Source organism: Pseudoxanthomonas sp. PXM01, assembly GCF_014851815.1.
Taxonomy (GTDB): domain Bacteria; phylum Pseudomonadota; class Gammaproteobacteria; order Xanthomonadales; family Xanthomonadaceae; genus Pseudoxanthomonas_A.
This window is the reverse complement of the sequence record NZ_JACVAJ010000001.1, coordinates 521,932-541,093: the sequence shown is the minus strand read 5'-3', so window position 1 is coordinate 541,093 and position 19,162 is coordinate 521,932. Positions and strand designations below refer to the sequence as shown.

At 66.0% G+C, this 19,162-nt stretch carries 10 protein-coding genes; 3 read left to right on the top strand and 7 right to left on the bottom strand.

Features of this window, described 5'->3' with window-relative positions; genetic code table 11:
* The first annotated feature begins 5 nt into the window (after positions 1-5).
* On the top strand, positions 6-1,877 hold the full coding sequence (locus IB230_RS02370; protein ID WP_192268358.1) for a DUF885 domain-containing protein: 1,872 nt from the start codon (positions 6-8) through the stop codon (positions 1,875-1,877).
* 60 nt (positions 1,878-1,937) lie between these two features.
* Here the strand turns inward: IB230_RS02370 and IB230_RS02365 are convergent, their stop codons facing one another.
* Positions 1,938-2,840, bottom strand: a complete 903-nt coding sequence (locus tag IB230_RS02365) for an SDR family oxidoreductase (protein WP_192268356.1) — start codon at positions 2,838-2,840, stop codon at positions 1,938-1,940.
* A 127-nt stretch (positions 2,841-2,967) separates the two neighbouring features.
* Between IB230_RS02365 and IB230_RS02360 the strand changes: the two genes are divergently transcribed.
* The gene (locus IB230_RS02360) at positions 2,968-3,351 is read left to right on the top strand and encodes a helix-turn-helix domain-containing protein (RefSeq protein WP_192268354.1); all 384 of its coding nucleotides are present in this window, start codon (positions 2,968-2,970) and stop codon (positions 3,349-3,351) included.
* Between the two features lie 25 nt (positions 3,352-3,376).
* Here IB230_RS02360 and IB230_RS02355 read toward each other — a convergent pair whose 3' ends face one another.
* From IB230_RS02355 to IB230_RS02330, 6 genes are all read right to left on the bottom strand, one after another.
* A complete protein-coding gene (locus IB230_RS02355; RefSeq protein WP_192268352.1) occupies positions 3,377-3,904 on the bottom strand; it encodes a hypothetical protein in 528 nt (175 codons plus the stop codon).
* 125 nt (positions 3,905-4,029) lie between these two features.
* On the bottom strand, positions 4,030-7,215 hold the full coding sequence (locus IB230_RS02350) for an efflux RND transporter permease subunit (RefSeq protein ID WP_192268350.1): 3,186 nt from the start codon (positions 7,213-7,215) through the stop codon (positions 4,030-4,032).
* A 12-nt stretch (positions 7,216-7,227) separates the two neighbouring features.
* The gene (locus IB230_RS02345; RefSeq protein WP_192268348.1) at positions 7,228-8,424 is read right to left on the bottom strand and encodes an efflux RND transporter periplasmic adaptor subunit; all 1,197 of its coding nucleotides are present in this window, start codon (positions 8,422-8,424) and stop codon (positions 7,228-7,230) included.
* A 271-nt stretch (positions 8,425-8,695) separates the two neighbouring features.
* On the bottom strand, positions 8,696-11,860 hold the full coding sequence (locus IB230_RS02340) for an efflux RND transporter permease subunit (RefSeq protein ID WP_192268346.1): 3,165 nt from the start codon (positions 11,858-11,860) through the stop codon (positions 8,696-8,698).
* A 15-nt stretch (positions 11,861-11,875) separates the two neighbouring features.
* Entirely contained in the window at positions 11,876-13,057 is a 1,182-nt protein-coding gene (locus IB230_RS02335) for an efflux RND transporter periplasmic adaptor subunit (protein WP_192268344.1), read from the bottom strand.
* Entirely contained in the window at positions 13,054-13,761 is a 708-nt protein-coding gene (locus IB230_RS02330; protein WP_192268342.1) for a TetR/AcrR family transcriptional regulator, read from the bottom strand. The genes IB230_RS02335 and IB230_RS02330 overlap by 4 nt, the downstream gene beginning before the upstream one ends.
* Positions 13,762-14,147: 386 nt before the next feature.
* Between IB230_RS02330 and IB230_RS02325 the strand changes: the two genes are divergently transcribed.
* A complete protein-coding gene (locus tag IB230_RS02325) occupies positions 14,148-19,145 on the top strand; it encodes an NAD-glutamate dehydrogenase domain-containing protein (RefSeq protein WP_343227241.1) in 4,998 nt (1,665 codons plus the stop codon).
* Positions 19,146-19,162: the final 17 nt, after the last annotated feature.

The window sequence follows — 19,162 nt, the reverse complement described above, 5'->3', positions numbered from 1 at the left end:
CCCCGATGCGCAAAACCCTGATCGTCTGTGCCCTCACGCTGGCCCTGGCCGCCTGCGACAAGGGCAACGCCCCCGCCGGTGCAGCCGCCGATGCCGCGGCGCCGGTGGCGTCCGCCGCCGATATCGCCGCCGAGAGCAAGCGGTTGAACGAGTGGTTCGAGAAGAAGTACGAGGAGCAGCTGAAGTTCAGCCCCATCCAGCTGACCTTCCAGGGGCGCAAGGACCTGTACGACCAGGTCGACGACATGTCCGAGCAGGCGCAGCGCGACCAGGTCGCGTGGCAACAGGCCAGCGTCGAGGAAATGGAGAAGACGTTCGCCTACGCCAAGCTCGACGACGAGACCAAGTTCTCGTACGACCTGTGGAAGCTGCAGTACGAGAATGCGCGTGATGGCCTGCCGTTCCTGCAGGACGGCTATGCCTTCGACCAGATGAATGGTGCGCAGGGCTTCTGGCCGACCTTCCTGATCAGCTTCCACAAGGTCGACGAAGAGTCGGACTACACCGCCTATATCGCCCGCATCAAGGCGACCCAGCGTGCGTTCGACCAGTTGCTGGAGCGTGCGCGCGCGTCGGCCGGGCAGGGCATCCGTCCGCCCAAGTTCGCCTATGAAGGCGTGATCGACCAGGCGAAGAAGGTCGTCGCCGGTGCACCGTTCTCCGCCGGCCCGGATTCGGCGATCTGGGCCGATGCCCAGGCCAAGGCCGATGCGCTGGTGAAGGCCGGCAAGATCGACGCCGCCCGCGCCACCGCGCTGAAGGACGAAGCACGCAAGGCACTGCTCGAGCAGTTCAAGCCCGCCTACGACGGTGTGATCGCGTGGAGCGAGGAAGAGCTGCCGAAGGCGGCCGTCAACGCTACCGGCGTGGGCACCACCCACAAGAACGGCAAGGCGTACTACGAGTATCAGCTGCGCCAGATGACCACCACGGGCATGACGGCCGAGCAGATCCACGAGCTGGGCCTGAAGGAAGTCGAGCGCATCAAGGGCGAGATGACCGCGTTGAAGGACAAGGTCGGCTTCAAGGGCGACCTGGATGCGTTCTTCACCTTCATCGACACCGACAAGCAGTTCAAGTACCCGAACACCGATGCCGGCCGCCAGGCCTACATCGACGACGCCACGCGCGCCATCGACAACATCAAGAAGGTGCTGCCTGAGTACTTCGGCCTGCTGCCGAAGGCCGACCTGGTGGTCAAGCGCGTCGAACCGTTCCGCGAGCAGGACGGCGCGGCGCAGCACTACTACCCGGGTACGCCGGACGGTTCGCGTCCGGGCGTGTACTACGCGCATCTGTCGGACATGAACGCCATGCCTAAGACCGAGCTCGAAGTGATCGCGTACCACGAAGGCCTGCCGGGCCACCACATGCAGATCGCCATCGCGCAGGAGCTGACCGGCGTGCCGAAGTTCCGCACGCAGTACGGCGTCACCGCCTATGCGGAAGGCTGGGGCCTGTATTCGGAATGGCTGGCCAAGGAAATGCCGGGCACCTACCAGGATCCGTACTCGGAATATGGCCGCCTGAGCTCGGAAATGTGGCGCGCGATCCGTCTGGTGGTCGATACGGGCCTGCATGCCAAGGGCTGGACCGAGCAGCAGGCGGTGGAGTACTTCGACGACAACAGCGCCGTGCCACGTGCGGCGATCGAGTCCGAGATCAAGCGCTACCTGATCATGCCGGGCCAGGCCACGGCCTACAAGATCGGCATGATCAAGATCCAGGAACTGCGCAAGAAAGCCGAAACCGAACTGGGCGCGAAGTTCGACATCAAGGGCTTCCACGACACCGTGCTGGGCGGCGGCGCATTGCCGCTGAACCTGCTGGAGCGTCGCGTGGACCAGTGGATCGCGAAGGAAAAGGCCAAGGCCTGATCCGCGGTTACTGGCGATACCGAGAACCCCGGCCTTGCGCCGGGGTTCTTGTTTCAGGCGTCAGTGCGCCTTGGTCAGTAGTTCGACGTTCGCCGGCAGCCAGACATCCAGTGCGGTCGGCGTCTGGCCGGTGAGCTGGGCGTAGTCGTCGGTGACCGCACCGAGGTCGCCGGCCGCGGTCGCGGCATCGAAGGAAGCGAACACATCGGCCAGCACGGGCGGAAAGCCGTGCGCCTTCAGGCCTTCGACCAGCTGCTCCGGAGTGATGTCCACGACTGCGAGCGGCTTGCCGGTCAGGGCGGAGACGCGTGCGGCGATGTCGCGCGCGGACCAGGCCCGTTCGCCGGTCAGCGTGAGGATGCGGTTCGTCGCGTTGCCGGACGCCAGCGCAACCGCTGCGGCGCGCGCCAGATCGTCGCGGGCGATGTAGGCGATGCGACCTTCTCCCGCGGCCGTCGCCCATTCGCCGGACGCCAGTGCGCCGGGCAGGGAATAGGCGAGGTTTTCGAAGTACCAGGCATTGCGCAGCACGGTCCAACCCAGCGACGAGGCGGACAGCGCCTGCTCGGTACCCCAGTGGTCCGGCGCGAACGAGACGTGCGAGGTATCCGCGGACGGCAGCGAGGTGTAGACGACGTGCTTCACGCCCGCGTCGACCGCGGCCTGCACGGCGGCACGATGCTGGGTCAGGCGCTTGCCGGGTTCCATCAATGCGTCGGTACTGACGAGCAGCAGGCGGTCAGCCCCCGCGAACGCGGCGACCAGCGAGCCGGGCTGGTCGAAATCGGCCGCGCGCACGGTCACGCCGCGTGCGGCCAGGTCCGCCAGTCCCTCAGGAGAGCGGCTGGTGACGATGATGCGCTCCGCCGGAAACTTCAGCGTGTCCAGCAGATGACGGACGACGGCACTGCCGAGCTGTCCGGAGGCGCCGGTGACCAGCAGGGTGGGGGCGGGGGTACTCATGGTGGCTCCTGGCTTGGTAACGGAAAGGATGTTGGTTACCCTATAGTACTAATGGCTTTCGCTCCGACAAGCAGGGAGCGTGAAGTAACCCGGTTACCGCGCGGTAACCATGCACCGGATGTCGTCCATGACGCTGCACCGCCAATCCCTGATCCTCACCGAGAACTGCCCGATCCGCGATGTGCTGGACCGGCTCGGCGACCGCTGGACCGTGCTGGTGCTGCACGAACTGGCTGGCGGCACGCTGCGCTTCAGCGAAGTACGCAAGCGCATCGCCGACATCTCGCCACGGATGCTGGCGCAGACGCTGCGTCGCCTCGAACAGGATGGCCTGGTGCGACGCGAGGTCTTTCCGACGGTGCCGCCTCGCGTCGACTACGCGCTGACGGCCCTGGGCGCGTCGTTCTTCGAGCGCATCGAGATGCTGGCCCAGTGGGCTTCCGACCACCATGACGAAGTGCGCGCGGCGCGCCAGGCGTATGTCGCGCCGGCGGCCAATGCGCCACTCTGAACACCGTCGCGTGGCCGGAGCCGTCTCAGGGCGAAGAGGGTGCCGGGCACGTCTTTCCGCAGGGCAGTAACGCGGGGCACGAGCCATCCGTGGCCGCGCAGACCTCGAACGGCGTGCCGCGCGTGCCGGAGCGGGAGACCGGCGTGACTTCCAGCCGCCATCGGAGATGGCCGTCGGCATCGGGCACGATGTCGCCGCCCATCCAGGTGAGATTGGCGGTGTCGCCCCAGACCATCGGCGCCAAAGGGTGCGTATCGGGCAGTGGTCCGCCACCGTTGAACCCGGAGAGTGGTCTGATCAGGTAACCGAAGTGCCGCAGCTTGCGGGCGGGCATTCCCGACACGTCGAGGTTCGCGAGCTGGATATCCGCGCAGCTGCCGGAGCCGAACCGGACCAGGTACAGGCGGGCGTTGAGGACGCCGGGAGACGGGGGCGCGGTCCACATCGCGCTGCGGTCCACGACGAACTCGGGCGAAGTGGTCACGCTGCAGGCCTGCGCGGTACGCGGCACCAGGACCATCATCCACAGGACAACAAGCATCGGCTTGAGCATGGCAGTCCTTCGCCGGTCAGGAACGGAGCGAGCATACACCTGCGTCGCGCACGGTCGGCCGTAGGCCCCAAAAAGAAACCCCGGCATCGCCGGGGTTTCGGGTCTTGCAAGGCGTTCGCCGCCGATCAGTGACCGGCCGCGGGTTCCGGCGGCTGTCCATCGGCGTCGTCCCGCTGCATCGCAGTCTCATGGTCGCGGTCATGCGCATGGTCGCGCGCCAGGTACAGGTAGAACGCCGGCAGCACGAACAGCGTGAACAGCGTACCGATGGTCATGCCCGAGGCGATCACCACGCCCATCGAGAAGCGCGACGCGGCACCCGGGCCGCTCGCGATCAGCAGCGGGATCATCGCGAACACCAGCGCAGCGGTGGTCATCAGCACCGGACGCAGGCGGATCGCCGCGGCTTCCTCGATCGCTTCACGCTTGGACAGGCCGCGTTCCATCTGCAGCTTGTTGGCGAACTCCACGATCAGGATGCCGTGCTTGGAGATCACGCCGACCAGCGTCACCAGACCCACCTGGGTATAGATGTTGATGCTCATACCGGGGAAGGCTTCGATGCCCGAGAACTGGAGGACCTGCGACACCAGGGACAGGACATTCAACGTCAGCAGGGCGCCACAGATCGCCATCGGGACGGTCAGCAGCATGATCAGCGCATCGCGGAAGCTTTCGAACTGCGCGGCCAGCACCAGGAAGATCACGATCAGCGCCAGCGCCAGCGTGACCAGCATGGCGGCGCCTTCCTGCTTGAACTGGCGCGATTCACCGGCGTAGTCCACCGAGTAGCCCTGCGGCAATACGTCCTTTGCCGCCTGGTCGAGAATCGCCAGCGCTTCACCCTTGGTGACGCCGGGACGCGGCGCGAAGGTGATGGACACGGCGTTGAGCTGCTGGAACCGCTTCAGCGACTGCGGCTGTGCACTTTCCTTCAGCGTCACCAGCGTCGACAGCGGGATCAGCTCGCCATCGCGGGTACGCGTGTAGTAGTTCTCCAGGTCGCTGGCGTTGAGGCGGTCGCTGCGCTGCACCTGCGGGATCACCAGGTACGAGCGGTTCTGCATGGCGAAGCGGTTGGTATAACCGCCCGACAGCATGGCGGCCATGTCCGCGGCCAGCGTCCGCATGTCGATGCCCAGGCTCGCGGCCTTGTCGCGGTCGATGTTGACCTCGATGCGTGGCTTGTCGATCTTCAGATCCTTGTCCAGGAAGATGAAGCGCTTGCTTTCCATCGCCTTCGCCAGGATCTGATCGGCGAGTTCGGCCAGTTGGCTCAGTTCGCCGACGCCACCGATGATGAACTCGCCACCGCCGCCGTCGCCGCCTGCGCTGGGCAACGAGGGAGGGACCAGCGCGAAGATGTTCAGGCCGCTGACCTGGCTCATCTTCGGCTGCAGTTCCTGCTGCAGCACCGCATTGGTCGACCGGTCGCGCTCGCTCCAGGGCTTCAGCACGAAGCCCGCCATCGCGCTGGGGCTCGCACCGCCGCCGCTGCCACCGAAGCCACCGTTGAACAGGAAGTAATCCTGCACTTCGGGCACGCCCTTGGCGATCGACGTCACTTCCTCGGTGTAGCGCTCCACGTAGTCCAGGGTGGAGTAGGGGTCGGCGCTGGCGACGGAGAAGATGAAGCCTTCGTCCTCCAGCGGCGCCGGCTCCTTCGGCGCGGTCATGTACAGGAACGCGCACGAGACCAGCACCAGGATGCCGAACACGCCGACGACCGACTTGGTTTCCATCGTGCCGTGCAGGCGGCGCTGGTAGCCGGCGTTGAGCTTCTCGAAGCGCTCATCCAGCCACTTTTCCAGTTTGCCCTTGCCGCCATCGCTGTGCGGCTTGAGGATCTTGGCGCACATCATGGGTGTCAGCGTCAGCGCGATCACGCCCGACAGCAGCACCGAGCCGGCCAGAGTGAAGGCGAACTCGGTGAACAGCACGCCGGTCATGCCGCCCTGGAAGCCGATGGGCAGGTACACGGCCACCAGCGTGGTGGTCATCGCGACCACCGGCCATGCCAGTTCGCGCGCACCGCGGATCGCCGCGTCGTGCGGCGACATGCCTTCTTCGATATGCCGGTGGATGTTCTCCAGCACGATGATGGCGTCGTCCACCACGATGCCGATCGCCAGCACCATCGCCAGCAACGTCAGCAGGTTGATGGTGAAGCCCATCAGCAGCATCAGGAACAGGGCGCCCACCAGCGACAGTGGCACCGTCACCGCCGGGATCAGCACGCTGCGCAGCGAACCCAGGAACAGGAAGATCACCACGATCACGATGATCACCGCTTCCACGATGGTACTGACCACCTCGTCGATGGCGTCCTGGATCTGCTCGGTGCTGTCGTAGGGGATCGTGGCCTTGATGCCTTCCGGCAGCTGCGGGACGATTTCGCTGTCCCACATCGCCCGCACGTTCTTGATGACGTCCAGCGAATTGGCGTCCGGGGCCACGAAGATGCCCATGAACGTGGCGGCTTCACCGTTGATGCGGACCGACGTGCCGTAGCTTTCCGATCCCAGCTGCACGTCGGCCACGTCGCCGAGGCGCACGATGGCGCCGTTCTGCTCGCGAATGATCAGCTGGCGGAACTCGTCGGCATTGCGCAGGTCGGTACGCGCCGTCATATCGATAGCGACCATCTGGCCCTTGGTCGAACCCACCGCCGCCAGCACGTTGTTGGACGACAGCGCGGTCGACACGTCGCTGGCGGTCACCTGCAGCGCGGTCATGCGGTCGGGCTTAAGCCATACGCGCATCGCGAACGTGCCCGCACCGAGGATGTCGGCACGCTGCACGCCGGACACGGTGACCAGCTTGGGCTGGACCACGCGGGTCAGGTAGTCGGTGATCTGGTTGTTGTCGAGCGTTTCGCTGGCGAAGGACACGTACATCGCCGCGATCTGCTGACCCTGCTGCAGGTCGATCACCGGGTCCTCGGACTCAGGCGGCAACTGGCCGCGCATCTTGTTGACCTTGGCGGCGATCTGGGTCAGCGCTTCGTTCGCGTCCTGGTCCAGCTGGATGTACGCCTGGATCACGCTGACGCCGGCGGAACTGGTCGAGGTCAGATACTCGATGCCTTCGGCACTGGCGACTTCCCGCTCCAGCGGGGTTGTGATGAAGCCCTGGATCAGGTCCGCATCCGCACCGTAATAAGTGGTGCTGATGTTGACCACGGCATTGCGCAGCTCGGGGTACTGGCGCACGTTCAATTCGCTGAACGAGCGCAGGCCGAACAGCAGGATGAAGAGACTGACGACGATCGCCAGCACCGGCTTGTTGATGAAGATGTCGGTGAATTTCATGCCGTCGCTCCGTCAACGGTTTTCGGGCTTGGGCTGGGCCTCGGTCACCGGCTGCACCTTGTTGTTGACCGTCACTTCAGCATCGTTGCGCAGCTTCAGCAGGCCGCTGGTGGCGACGCGCTCGCCGGGCTTCAGGCCTTCGGTCACCGCGATCAGGTCGCCGCGGGCAGCGCCGGTCTTCACGAAACGCTGGCGCACGATCAGCTTCTTGCCGGTCAGGTCATTGCCCTGCATGTCCTTCTCGCCCTTGGCGCGGTCGACCTCCTGGATCACGTAGACGGCGTTGCCGTACGGGTTGAAGCTGATCGCCGTCTGCGGCACCACCACGACCTTGCGGGCATCGCCGGTGTCGAAGCCGACGTGGGCGAACGCGCCCGGGCGCAGGTTGTACTCGCCATTGGCCAGCGTCGCCTGCACCTTGAAGTTGCGCGTGGCCGGGTCGACCTGCGGTTCGACCGCCGTCACTTCGCCTTCGAACACCTGACCGGGCAGGGCATCGACGGTTGCGCGGATCTTCGCCCCCGGCAGTACCTGGCCCACGCGCTGCTCGGGCAGGGTGAAGTCGAGGTAGATCGGGTCCAGCGACTGCAGGCTGACGATGGCGTCTCCCGGGTTGAGGTACTGGCCCAGGTTGACCTTGCGGATGCCCAGCACGCCGTCGAACGGGGCGCGGATGGTCTTCTGCGCGATCAGGGCGCGCTGCGCCTCGACCTGCGCCAGCGAGGTCGCCGCCACGGTGGAGCGTTCTTCGGCCTCGGCTTGCGAGACCAGCTTGTCGCGGGCCAGCGCTTGCCAGCGGTCGCGTTGTACCGATGCCAGCTTGGAGGAGGCTTCCAGCGATTTCAGCACGGCCAGCTCATTGGCGCTGTTGAGCTGCGCGAGCACGGTGCCGGCCTTGACCGGCTTGCCCACGTCGATCGAGAGGCTGCGCACCACGCCGCCGGCCTCGGTGGTGACGTCGGTGCCGTTGATCGCGACGAACGTGCCGACGGCCTGTTGTGCGTCGATCCACTCTTCCTGCTTGGCGGTCCAGTCGGTGACGGCGGCCGCTGGCTGCGGCATGTTGTCGAAGAATTCGTTCGTCTTGGCGCTGAACCCTCCTTTGACGATGAACACACCGCCGAACACGACGGCGACACCTATCAGCATGAGGACCATGCGCAAGGTGGTGGAGGGCTTTTTCCGTGCCTGGGGGTCTTTCCGTGTCATGGTCGGTTCGTCTTGGATGCGGGGGAGTCGGGAGAGCGACGAGCGGGCGAGGGCAGGCTCGACAGCATGGCGGGTCGGATTATCAGGGTTTGAGACGCACGCTAGAAGTGGGTTTAGGCCCTTGCGCGGACGCGGAATCGGTGTGCACACGGCGCATCTGATAGCGCCCCCAGGGACTGAAACCGTAATTACTCTCTCCACTACCCGGCCCGTAACGAAACAGCCCCGGCGTTTGCCGGGGCTGTCCGAGTGGAGCCTACCGCCTGCGCGATCAGCGCGAAGCGGGATTCTCCTGTTCCAGCAGGTACTCCTTCGACGGCTCGTCCATCCTGTCGCCCAGCAGGCGACGGACCGCCACGAAGAACACCGGGATCAGCAGCAGGCCGAGGAAGGTGGCGAACACCATGCCGCCGATGACGCCGGTGCCGATCGCATGACGGGCATTGGCGCCCGCGCCGCTCGAAATCGCCATCGGCAGCACGCCCATGATGAAGGCGAACGAGGTCATCAGGATCGGGCGGAAGCGCAGGTGCGAGGCCGTGATGACCGCATCGCGCAGCGTCTTGCCCTGCTTGCGTTCCATGACGGCGAACTCGACGATCAGGATCGCGTTCTTCGCTGCCAGGCCGATGATGGTGATCAGGCCGATCTTGAAGAACAGGTCGTTCGACAGCCCGCGCATCATGGTGAAGGCCAGCGCGCCCAGGGCGCCCAGGGGCACCACCAGCAGCACCGCCACCGGGATCGACCAGCTTTCGTACAACGCGGCCAGGCAGAGGAACACCACCACGATCGACAGCACCATCAGCAGCGTGGCGCTGTTGCCGGCCAGGATCTCCTGGTACGACATGCCGCTCCAGTCGTAGCCGAAGCCCTGCGGCAGCTGCTCGGTGACGATGTTCTCCATGGTCGTCATCGCCTGGCCGGACGAACTGCCCGGTGCGGCGGCACCGTTGATGTTGACCGCGGAGTAGCCGTTGTAGCGCGACAGCGACGGCGGCACCGAGGCCCACGAGGACTGCACCACGTTGGACAGCGGGATCATCGCGCGGCCGCCGCTGGCGTCGGTCTGCTGGCTGCTGGGCGAATAGATGCGCGCCAGCGAGTCCGCGCCGGTGCGGTACGGGGCGTCGGCGCGCATGTTCACGCGCTTGATGCGGCCTTCATAGAAGAAGTCGTTGACATACACCGGCGCCAGCATCAGCTGGATGCCGTTGTAGATGTCGCTCAACGACATGCCCATCGCCTGCGACTGCACGCGGTCCACGTGCAACTGCAGCTGCGGGGCGTTCTCCAGCGTGTTGGGACGCACCGCCATCAGCCCCTTGTCCTGCGCCGCCGCGCCCAGCAGCTGATTGCGGGCGGCCATCAGGGCTTCCTCGCCCAGGCCCGCACGGTCCTGCAGCCACATGTCGAAGCCGCCGAACTGGCCGAGGCCCTGGATGGTCGGCAGGTTCACCACGAAGATCTGCGCGCCCTTGATACCGTACAGGCGCTGGTTGGCCTGCTGGATGAACTCCGGCACGGTGACGTCGCGCTCGTCCCAGTGCTTGAGGCGGATGAAGGCCATGCCCACGTTCTCGCCTTGGCCCAGGAAGCTGAAGCCGGAGATCTCCATGACGCTGTCGAAGCCGTCCATCTGCTGCAGTGTGCCGCGGATCTGGGTGAACACCTGCTTGGTCTTCTGCAGCGAGTTGCCCGGTGGCAGCTGCACGATGGCCAGCGCGTAGCCCTGGTCTTCCTCGGGCACGAAGCTGCTGGGCAGCTTGGTGAACATGAAGCCGGCCAGCACCGTCAACAGGGCGAACACGATCATCCAGCGCGGCGCATGCTTGATGGCCGCGCCGATGTGGCCGACGTAGGTCTTCTCGATCTTGCCGTAGTACTTCTCGAAGGTACGGAAGACGATGTTCTTCTTCTCGTGGCTGTCGTGCTCGTGCTGCTTCAGGAACGTCGCGCACAGCGCCGGGGTGAAGCCCAGCGCCAGGAACGCCGAGAAGGCCATCGAGATGGCGATGGTCAGCGCGAACTGCTTGTAGATCTCGCCCGAGGCACCGCCCTGCAGCGCCGACGGGATGAACACCGCCGCCAGCACCACGGTGATCGCGATGACGGCGCCGGTGATCTGGCCCATCGCCTTGATCGTCGCTTCGCGCGGCGGGAGTTTTTCCTCCGCCATGATGCGCTCGACGTTCTCGATCACCACGATGGCGTCGTCCACCACGATACCGATGGCCAGCACCAGTGCGAACATGGTCAGCTGGTTGATGGTGAAGCCGATCAGGCTGAGGCCCCAGAAGGTGCCCAGCAGGGCGACCGGGATGACCAGCGTGGGGATGATGGTGGCGCGGAAGTTCTGCAGGAACACCAGCATCACCAGGAACACCAGGATCACCGCCTCGATCAGCGTCTTGACGACTTCCTCGATCGAGATCTTGACGAAGGTGGTGGTGTCGTACGGCGAGAACCAGCTGACGCCGGGCGGGAAGCTGGGCTGCAGCTCGTCCATCTTGGCGCGCACGGCCTCGGCCACGTTCAGTGCATTGGCGCCCGGCAGCAGCTGGATGGCGAAGGCGCCGACGGGCTTGCCGTTGAACTGGGTATCGAAGCCGAAGTTCTGCGCGCCGAACTCGACGCGCGCGACGTCCTTCAGGCGCACGGTCGAACCGTCGCTGTTGGCGCGCAGGATGATCTGCTCGAACTGGTCCGGCGAGGTGAAGCGACCCTCCGCCGACACCGTCGCGGTGAACGCCTGGCCTTCGGGTGCGGGATCGGAGCCGACCGAACCGGCGGCGAACTGCACGTTCTGGCTGCGTACCGCGGTCAGCACTTCGGTGGCCGACAGGTTGTAGCCCTGCAGCTTGCCCGGGTCCAGCCACAGGTTCATGGCGTACTCGGAACCGAAGTGCTGCGTGCTGCCGACGCCGGGGACGCGCGAGATCTGGTCCAGCACGCGCGAGGCGACGATGTCGTTCAGGCGGTTGCGGTCGATGCTCGGGTTGTCGGACTGCAGGCCCACCACCATCAGGAAGCCGGCGTTGGCCTTGGCCACCACCACGCCCTGTGCGGTGACTTCGCTCGGCAGGCGCGGCGTCGCCAGCGAGACCTTGTTCTGCACCTGCACCTGCGCGATGTCCGCGTCGGTGCCCGTCTCGAACGTCAGGGTGATCGTGGCGCGACCGGATGAGCTGGAACTGGAGCTGAAATACAGCAGGTTGTCGATACCGGTGAGCTGTTGCTCGATGACCTGGGTCACCGAGCGCTCGGTGGTCTCGGCGCTGGCGCCGGGGTAGGTGGCGCCCACCGTGACCTGCGGCGGTGCGATGGAGGGATAGGACTCGACGCCGAGGTTGAGGATCGCGATCACGCCGGCGAGCGAGATCAGGATCGACACGACCCAGGCGAAGATCGGATGGTTGATGAAGAACTTGGGCATGGGGGCGGGTCCTTCTTATTCGGCCTTGCCTTGCGCCGGCGCGGGCTTGGCCTGCGCGGCTTTCGCGGCAGCGGCCTGTTCGGCGGTCACGCCCTTGGCGGGTGCGCCTTCCTTGACCTTCTGCAGGCCTTCGACGATGAGCTGGTCGCCGGCCGTCAGGCCGTCGGTGACCAGCCAGTCGGCGCCGATGGCCTGCTGGGTGGTGATGTTCTTGCGAACGACGTTGCCGTCCTTGCCGATCACCATGGCGAAGGCGCTGACGGTGTCGCGCTGGATGGCGCCCTGCGGGACCAGGAACGCGCCCTTCTGTTCACCCAGCGTCGCGCGCAGGGTGACGAAGGTGCCGGGCAACAGCGTGCGGTCGGCGTTCGGTACGGTGGCGCGCAGCGAGACGCTGCCGGTGGCGGGGTCGACGACGGTATCGGAGAAGTCCAGCGTGCCGGTCTGGTCGATGGCCTGGCCGTTCGGCAGGATCACCTGCACGGTGCGCTGGCCTTCGCCCGCCAGCTGCACCTTGCCGTCGCCCTGTGCCTGGCGCAGGGTCTGCAGCTCGCTCGAGCTCATCGAGAAGTTGGCGTACAGCGAATCGATCTGGTCGATGGTGGTAAGCAGCGTGGCGTCGCCCTGGCCGACCAGCGCGCCTTCGGTGACCTGCTGCTTGCCGGCGCGGCCGGAGATAGGCGCGGTGACCGAGGCATAGCCCAGGTTGATGCGGGCAGCTTCCACATTCGCGCGGGCCTGCTGCACGGCGGCGGCGGCGCTGCGCTCGGCGGCTTCGGCGTTGTCCAGGTCCGACTTGGATACGAACTTCTGTGGCGCCAGCTGGCGTGCGCGGTCGGCGGACACCTTGGCGTTCGCGTAGGTCGCCTGTGCCGACGCCAGGCTTGCCTGCGCCGCGCTGAGCGATGCCTGCAGCGGAGCAGGATCGATGAGGAACAGCGTCTGGCCTTCCTTCACATCGCTGCCTTCCTGGTAGACGCGCTTCTGCACCACGCCGGCCACGCGGGCGCGCACGTCGGAACTGCGGATCGGCGAGAGGCGGCCCACCAGGTCGCGCTGCAGCGGCACGTCCTTTGGCGTGGCGCTCATCACCACCACTTCGGGCGGCGGCATCTGCTGCTGTTCGGGCTTGCTGCAGGCCGCGAGGACCGCCAGCAGTGCGCTGGCCAGGGCGAGGGAACGGATGGGGGACGTCATGGGGAAACTCCGTTTCTTTTTCTTGGAGACGTGGGAGAGGAATGCGGTGAGCGGATACGGCGGCCCGCAGGAGAGGGCGCCGGAGCGTCGTCTTCGGGCGTGGGGGCGAAGGCTCGCAGGAAGGTGTCGATCGAGAATTCGGCCCAGCGTCGGCGCGCACGGTCGCCTGCGCGGTGGGCCACGCCGAAACGCTGCCGTTCGAAATCCATTCCCACGATCATGCTGAGCAGCAGCTCCGCGGCGTAGTGCGGATCGTCATGCCTCAGCCGGCCCTGGTCCATCGCATGCTGCAGCCAGGTGGCGAGGCGCTGGACCAAAGTATCGCAGGCTTGCTGGTAGAGATCGCGCGATTCGTCGGGAAACTGGTGCGCTTCCGCGGTCAGCAGGCGGCTGGTGGAGACGATGATGGGATCGTTGAGGTGCCGGAGGTGTTCCCTCGCGAACGCCAGCAGTGCGGCACGCGGGTCCTCGACCACGGGCGACAGCGGTACGGTCGCCAGGTCCTGGTGTTCGGCGATCACGCTTCGCAACAGCTCCTGCTTGCTGCCGAAGTGTGCGTAAAGCGTCTGCTTGGAGCAGCCTGCCCGTGCCGCCACGGTATCCATGCTCATGCGGAAGCCCTGTTCGGACATGAGTTCGCGCACGGCCTGGTGGACGCGGGCGCGACGTTGATCGGGCGCGGCAGGGGTGGGGGCGGGGCGCATGGGGTCTAGACTATACCGTCCAGTTTAGAATTTTGACAGGCTTGAAAGCACCGCATTTCCGTGCGCAAAGGCGGGCACGGAATTTGTAAAGAACACGTGATGGAGCGGGGCCTGCTTGTGCGCACTGCCGAATCTTGGCGTCGTTCTCGTCGATCCGCCGAGCCGCATGCAACCGGTCGCTGCACCAGGCTCGCGCTAGACAATCCCACGTGCGATTGCAAGCCACGCTTATGACGCCTCGCAGCAAGTTTTGTCATGGCGCCCGGAGATACAATGACCATTCGACTACCACTTGTTGAGTCATTCTCTGCATGAACGCTGCGCGCAGCCCCAAAAAAGCCTCGAAAAAGACGTCCAAACCGGAAGCCGCAAAGGCCACGAAGTCGGTGAGCCCGAAGGCGACGCCCACCAAGAAGGTGGCTGCCCGACCGGTGAAGGCGGCGAAGGCCGCAGGGGAGCAGGGCAAGGCAGCGGTGAAGTCGGGCGACACGTTCTCGCTGTCCCCCATTCTCGATGCCATCCGCAAGCGCGTATCCGGCACCGCGGCGCAGGCCGAGGCGCGTACGTTCGCCGACGCGTTCTACAAGCGCATGGAAGAGGACGAGTACCCGCATCACAGCGCCGATGGCTGGGCGGCGATCGCCGCGGACACGCTCGCGTTCGCGCGCAGCCGCAAGCCGGGCACCGCCAACGTGCGCATCTTCAATGCCTCCCTGAAGACGCATGGCTGGGAGTCGCCGCACACCGTGCTGCAGATCGTCAACGACGACATGCCGTTCCTGGTCGATTCGGTGAGCATGGCGCTGGCCGAGATGGGCGTGGGCGTGCACGTGCTTGGCCACCCGCTGGTCCGCTTCACCCGCGACAAGGCCGGCAAGGTCTCCGCGGTGGGCGAGGGCAAGCACGAGTCGCTGATGCTGCTGGAGATCGATCGCCTGCCGCCGGAAGACATGGCGCAGGTCGAGAAGCGCATCCGCAGCGTCCTGGAGGAGGTCCGCGCCATCGTGCGTGACTGGTCCAGCATGCGCGAGAAGATGCTGGCGCTGGCCGACGACATGGCCACCCGCCGCATGCCGGTGGACGATGACGGCCGTCGCGAGGCGCAGGAGTTCCTGCGCTGGGCTGCCGCTGACCACTTCACCTTCTTCGGCTACCGCGAGTACCGCGTCGAGAAGCGCACCGGCATCCTCGCCGCCGTCGAGGACAGCGGCCTGGGCCTGCTGCGCGAGGGCGACACCACGCCGCCGCGCAACATCAAGACGCTGGCCGCGCACTACCTGCCGCAGGGTGGCTCGGTGGACGCGCTGATCCTGACCAAGACCAACCGCCGCTCCACCGTGCACCGTCCGGGCAACATGGACTATATCGGCGTATTGGAGTTCGACGCGCAGGGCAATCCGATCGCCGAGCAGCGCTTCATCGGCCTGTACACCTCGAGTGCCTACAACCGTCGCCCGTGGGAGATCCCGCTGGTGCGCGAGCGCCACGAGTACGTCATGCAGAAGTCCGGCCTGTCGCCCAGCGGCCACAGCGGCAAGGCGCTGCGCCACATCCTGGAGACGCTGCCGCGCGAGGAGCTGTTCCAGTCCAGCGACGAGGAACTGTTCCGCACCTCGATGGGCATCCTCGGCCTTCAGGAGCGCGTACGCAGCAAGCTGTTCCTGCGTCGCGACCGCTACGGCCGTTTCTACTCGGCGCTGGTCTATATCCCGCGCGAGCGCTTCAACACCGACGTGCGCCTGCGCATCGAGTCGCTGCTGAAGGACGCCATGCGTGGCGAGTACGTCGACAGCAGCGTGCTGCTGGGCGAATCCCCGCTGGCGCAGTTGCACATCACCATCCGTCCGAAGGCAGGCGAGCAGGTCGAGGTGGACACGTCCGCGCTCGAAGGCGACATCGCCCACCTGTTGCGCAATTGGCAGGACGATCTGCGCGAGACGCTGATCGGCCGTCACGGCGAGTCAAAGGGTCTGCTGCTGGCCGGCGGTTATGGCCGTGCGCTGCCGGCGGGCTACATCGAAGTCGTGTCGCCGGAAGGCGCCGCGCGCGACGTCGAGCACCTCGCCGCGCTCGATGGCAAGGACGACCTGCGCCTGAGCCTGCACGAGTCCCGCCGCAAGCGTCCCGGCCAGGGCCGCCTGCGCCTGAACCTGTACAAGCAGGAATCCGACATCCCGTTGTCCGATGCGCTGCCGCTGATGGAGAACATGGGCCTGCGCGTGATCTCCGAGCATCCGTTCCGCCTGGAGACCGCACAGGGAGCGCGGTACATCCAGGAGTTCGAGGTCGAGCCGGTAGGCGGTGAGTTCGACGTCGAGCGGCTGGCTCCGACGTTCGAAGACGCGTTCGCCCGCGTGTGGCGCGGCGATGCGGAGAACGACGGGTTCAACAAGCTGGTGCTGGGCGCCGGCCTGGCGTGGCGCCAGGTCGCGTTGCTGCGCGGTTACTGCAAGTACCTGCTGCAGACCGGCGTGCCGTTCTCGCAGAGCTATGTGGAAGAGACCCTCAACCGCTATCCGTTGCTCGCACGCCTGCTGGTGGAACTGTTCGAAGCCCGTTTCGACCCGGCGACCGGCAGCGAGAGCAAGGCGCAGATCAAGGAAGGCCAGGAGCGCTTCGCTGCGCAGCTGAAGCCGCTGGCGGGCAACGACGAGTCCGCGCAGAAGACGCTCGCCACCCTGGTCGATGCACGCGACGGCAAGCGCGAACAGCAGGCCGACGCGGCGCACCAGGCGCTGCTGAAATTGATGGACCGCGTGTCCAGCCTGGACGAGGACCGCATCCTGCGCGGCTTCATGGGCGCCATCGAAGCGACCCTGCGCACCAGCTTCTACCAGGTCGGCAAGGATGGTACGTCGGCGCACACCATCAGCTTCAAGTTCGATTCGGCCAAGGTGCCGGACCTGCCGAAGCCGCGTCCTTACCGCGAGATCTTCGTCTATGGTCCGCGTGTGGAGGGCGTGCACCTGCGCTTCGGCCCGGTGGCCCGTGGCGGTTTGCGCTGGTCTGACCGCCGCGAGGATTTCCGCACCGAGGTGCTGGGCCTGGTGAAGGCGCAGATGGTGAAGAACACCGTCATCGTGCCGGTCGGCGCGAAGGGCGGCTTCTTCGTCAAGCGCCCGCCGGTGGGTGGCGACCGCGATGCCGTGCTCGCCGAAGGCATCGCCTGCTACAAGCTGTTCATCCAGGGCTTGCTGGACATCACCGACAACATCGTCGGCAACAGGATCGTGCCGCCGGTCGACGTGGTGCGCCATGACCAGGACGATCCGTACCTGGTCGTCGCCGCCGACAAGGGCACGGCGACGTTCTCCGACATCGCCAACGGCCTGGCCATCGCGCATGGCTTCTGGATGGGCGATGCGTTCGCCTCCGGCGGTTCGGTGGGCTACGACCACAAGGGCATGGGCATCACCGCGCGCGGCGCGTGGGAGTCGGTCAAGCGCCACTTCCGCGCGATGAACCGCGACAGCCAGAGCGAGGACTTCACCTGCGTCGGCATCGGCGACATGTCGGGCGACGTGTTCGGCAACGGCATGCTGCTGTCGGAACACATCCGCCTGCTGGCCGCGTTCGACCACCGCCACATCTTCCTGGATCCCAACCCGGATGCGGCGAAGTCATTCAAGGAACGCGACCGCATGTTCAAGGTGCCGCGTTCCAGCTGGGCGGACTACGACGCCAAGCTGATCTCCAAGGGCGGTGGCATCCACCCGCGCAGCGCCAAGTCCATCGAGATCACGCCGGAAGTGCGTGCTGCGCTCGGCATCGCCGACGGCGTGAAGTCGATGACGCCGAACGAACTGATGAGCGCCATCCTCAAGTCGCCGGTCGACCTGCTGTGGAACGGCGGCATCGGCACCTACGTCAAGGCCGCCAGCGAAACGCACGCCGACGTCGGCGACCGCGCCAACAACGGCCTGCGCGTCGATGGCCGCGACCTGCGCTGCAAGGTCGTGGGCGAGGGCGGCAACCTGGGCCTGACCCAGCTGGGCCGCATCGAAGCCGCGCAGCATGGCGTACTGCTCAATACCGACTTCATCGACAACTCCGCCGGCGTGGACACCTCGGACCATGAGGTGAACATCAAGATCCTGCTCAACGGCGTGGTGCAGGCGAAGAAGCTGTCGATGGACGCGCGCAACAAGCTGCTCGCGGACATGACGGACGAAGTCGCCGACCTGGTGCTGTGGGACAACTACCGCCAGAACCAGGCCATCAGCCTGATGGAGCGCATGAGCGTGTCGCGCCTGGGCTCGAAGCAGCATTTCATCCAGACGCTGGAATCCCAAGGCCTGCTGGATCGCCAGATCGAGTTCCTGCCGTCCGATGCGGAGCTCGCGGAACGCAAGGCACGCGGGCAGGGCCTGACCCGGCCCGAGCTGTCGGTGCTGTTGTCGTACTCGAAGCTGGTGGCGTTCCAGCAGTTGCTGGAATCCGACATCCCCGAAGATCCGTACCTGTCCAAGGAGCTGCAGCGCTACTTCCCGCAGCCGCTGCAGAAGAAGTACGCCTCGGAGATGGAGAAGCACCGCCTGAAGCGCGAGATCATCGCCACCGCCGTCACCAACACCACCATCAACCGCATGGGCGCCACCTTCCTGCTGCGCATGCAGGAAGACACCGGCCGCTCGCCGGCAGAGGTCGCCAAAGCGTTCACCATCACCCGCGAAACACTGGATGCGCGGGCGTTGTGGAACCAGATCGACGCGCTGGACGGCCAGGTGCCGGAATCGGTGCAGATCGACGCCCTGCAGGTCATCTGGCAGGTGCAGCGCAACTTCACCCGCTGGCTGCTGACCCGTCAGGGACCGATCCCCGCGATCGCCACCGCGGTGGAGCGTTACCACGACGGCTTCAACGAGATCCGTGCGGCCGATGGGGTGCTGCCGGATTCGCTGCGTCCGGCGTACAACGCCAGCCTGCAGGAATGGAAGGACAAGGGCCTGCCGGCGGCACTGGCTGGCCAGATCGCCGCGCTGCCGTACCTGGAGCCGTCCTGCGACATCATCGAACTGGCGCGCGCGCGCAAGCTCAAGCCGGTCGAGGTGTCGAAGGTCCACTACCGCCTGGGCGAGGCCCTGCACCTGCCGTGGCTGCAGGACCAGATCGAGGCCCTGAAGGTGGATGGACGCTGGCACGCGGTGGCCCGTGGCGTGTTGCGCGACGAACTCGCCGCGCACCAGCGCACGCTCGCCAACCAGGTGCTGTCGCTTCCGGGCGCCAATGCCGACGCCAAGGTCAAGGCATGGCTGGGTCGTGACGACGCGGGCCTGCGCTTCACGCTCAGCATGCTCAACGAGCTGGCCGCTCAGAAGACACTCGACTATCCGACCGCATCGGTGGCGGTGCAGCGTCTGGGGCAACTGGCCTCGCAGGGCTGAGTTTCGCTCACGGCAAT